This window comes from Pedobacter sp. UBA5917 (assembly GCF_002432345.1).
GTDB lineage: Bacteria > Bacteroidota > Bacteroidia > Sphingobacteriales > Sphingobacteriaceae > Pedobacter.
The window spans coordinates 1-3,081 of record NZ_DJDT01000113.1 but is presented as its reverse complement, the minus strand read 5'-3'; the positions used below and the strand labels follow the sequence as shown (position 1 = coordinate 3,081).

General features: G+C 41.0%; 2 protein-coding genes and 1 pseudogene. All 3 read left to right on the top strand.

The features are described 5' to 3' along the window. Nucleotides 1-103 precede the first annotated feature (103 nt). Nucleotides 104-688 carry a TetR/AcrR family transcriptional regulator gene (locus tag B2V92_RS06750; RefSeq protein WP_293306075.1) on the top strand — a complete coding sequence of 195 codons (585 nt, stop codon included), beginning with the start codon at nucleotides 104-106 and terminating at the stop codon, nucleotides 686-688. A 155-nt stretch (nucleotides 689-843) separates the two neighbouring features. Next, a complete protein-coding gene (locus B2V92_RS06745) occupies nucleotides 844-2,394 on the top strand; it encodes a DHA2 family efflux MFS transporter permease subunit (protein ID WP_293306073.1) in 1,551 nt (516 codons plus the stop codon). Nucleotides 2,395-2,591: 197 nt separating this feature from the next. Further along, nucleotides 2,592-3,081 (top strand): annotated as a pseudogene (locus B2V92_RS06740) (hypothetical protein); the annotation flags it as partial.

Here is a 3,081-nt window from a genome sequence, read left to right as displayed (position 1 = left end):
GGTAACCGGAATTCCGGTTACCATTTTTTGTTTTGTAATTGGCTTGTAAATAGATAAACATCAGGTCTAAAATTTGCGACCGATTGTTCATATTTGCAACGTCATGAAAAAAGCCGAACGTACCAAACAATTCATTATTGAAAAATCTGCACCGGTTTTCAATACAAAAGGTATTGCGGGTACTTCTATGAACGATATTATGGAGGCTACGCAATTGGCAAAAGGCGGAGTTTACAGGCATTTCCCCAGTAAAGAAGCCCTGAGTTTAGAGGTTTTTAACTACCTGAGCAGTTTAATGCACGATGCCGTTACCGGTGTGGTAAGGGAAATACCAACAGCCAAAGGAAAACTTTATGGCCTACTTGATTTCTACGATAGCCGAGTTCTATCAAAATGGGGTGGTTGTGCCATTCTAAATTTTGGCGCAGAGGCCGACGATACTAATCCGGTAATGAAACAAAAAGTAAGTGCAGCCATCCACCGGTTTAAAAACCGCATCAGCAAAATCATTACCGATGGACAGGAAAACGGCGAATTTTCTAAAGATTTTGATGCAGAACAATATGCAATTAAAGTTTTCACCATGTACGAAGGTGCAGTGCTGATCAGCAAAATAGAAAATAACCCCGAATACCTGCATCATATTATCGCCATGCTGAAAAAAGAAATCGAACCTTATATTATCTAAAATTTTTTACTTAAAAAGAGACCGATCATTCACTTTTAAAACATAAATAAACCGCCTTGTGAACTCACCTATTTCATTATAGCTATACCCCGAATATTAAAAACTATTTTTTTAACCAAAAAGAGACCAATCGTTCACTTTTATAAAATCACCAAATGAACAATTTAAAACGCATCCTATTAATCATCACGGTATTGATGGCAGCTGTGATGGAGCTGATCGATACCACCATTGTAAACGTGGCTCTTTCGCACATGAGTGGAAACCTCGGCGCCACCCTGGAAGATACTACCTGGGTAGTAACTGCTTATGCCATCGCCAACGTAATTATTATCCCCATGACCAGTTTCCTGACCGCGATTTTCGGTCGCAGGAAGTACTACATCGGTTCGATTATCGTATTTGTAATCTGTTCGATCATGTGCGGCGGGGCACCTGATATATGGACATTGGTTGCGTTCAGATTTTTACAGGGATTGGGCGGAGGTGCTTTGTTATCGGTTTCGCAGGCCGTGATATTTGAGTTGTTCCCGAAGGAAAAACAGGGTGTGGCGAGTGCCATTTTTGGCATTGGTGTATTTATCGGTCCAACCATCGGCCCAACAATGGGCGGTTTGATTATCGATAATTACAACTGGCCCCTGATTTTTTACATCAATATCCCGATTGGTATCGCCGCAGCTGTTTCCTGTTATTTTCTGCTTACCGAACCGCTGATCAAGCCCAAAATAAACAAAGTAGATTGGCTGGGCATTATCCTGTTAGCTGTGGGTATCGGCTCTTTACAAACGGTTTTAGAACGTGGACAAACCGAAGATTGGTTTGCGACCGGTTATATCATTGTATTAACAGTTACAGCAATTGTAACCTTAACGGCATTTATCCTCTGGGAATTACATGTGCCCCACCCCGTGGTTAACCTGAGGGTATTTAAAAGCAGATCTTTATCAATCGCCGCAATTTTAACGTTTATTACGGGGATAGGTATGTTTACTTCCGTTTTTATTACACCTGTTCTGGCCCAGCGCCTGCTTGGCCTAACCCCTACCGAAACAGGGCTTATGTTATTGCCCAGCGCGGTAATCGCTATTTTTGCATTAATTGCTTCGGGCAGGTTGATGGCTAAAGGGGTATCGCCGATTTTGATTGTTGTTTTGGGTTTTATCTGCTTTATTTATTTTAACTGGAGCATGTCGGCAATTAATTTTGATATATCTGCCCATTCCATCAGCATTAACCTGATTTTCCGTGCCACAGCCATGGCATTTTTAACCGTACCACTTACCATGCTCGCAGTTTCATCATTACCTCCGGCCGACATTCCACAGGGAGCAGCACTTAATAATATGATGAGGCAATTGGGTGGTGCATTCGGCATATCGGCAGTAAACACCTATTATGCACAAAGGATCGCGGTACACCGTACTGATCTGTTAAGCCATATCAATCCCTACAATCCGCAGGCTGTTGAGCGCTTAAATTCGCTAACTTCCTATTTCCGGCAGAAAGGGATCAGTGCAATGGATGCCCGTATGAAGGGGATCGGCGTATTGGAACATACCATCAGCGCACAATCGTCTATGCTCAGTTATATCGATTGTTATTATTTTGTGGGCCTGCTTTTTGTAATTACCCTGCCCCTGTTATTTTTTGTAAAAACGAATAAAAATCCTGCGGCCGCCAAAATGGTGATATCGGATCATTGATACCGGTTAAATTATAAATTAAGCCGGGTTATTCTTTTGTACTTTTATGGAACGCAGAATTTAAGTTTCACACGATCTAAGTGAAAGATATAGAATTCTGCAGCTAATCCGGATTTATTCAAAGAATTTCAGATTTGATTTTCTCCGTTTCATTGTATAAATTGAACCCAAATAATCCTTTTTCAAAATCAACAAATATGAAACGGTACCTTTTTATCATTCTTTTGGCATTGTCTTTTTCGGCAAAGGCACAGCCTAATATCAACCATTATAAATATATCATTGTGCCTGAGAAATACAGTTTTCTTAAACAATCCAACCAATATAATTTAAACGGCGTTACCAAAGCGCTATTCGAGGGAATGGGTTTTACAGTTTATTATGATAATTCTGACCTTCCTACAGAGATTGCAGGCGATAGATGTAAGGCGTTAACAGCAGATGTACTGGAAAAAAACAGCATGTTTGTAACCAACTTAACCGTTGTACTGAAAGATTGTAAAGGAACAGTAGTGCTAAAAAGTAAGGAAGGGAAAAGCCGCGAAAAGGAATATAAAACCTCGTTCAATTTAGCTTTACAGGATGCCTTTAGCTCGTTAAACGATTTTCGTTATACGGCAGGCAGCACACCTGAAACTGCAGCGCCAGCCACAACAGCTGCAACACCCGCTGCACCTGCACAGGAAG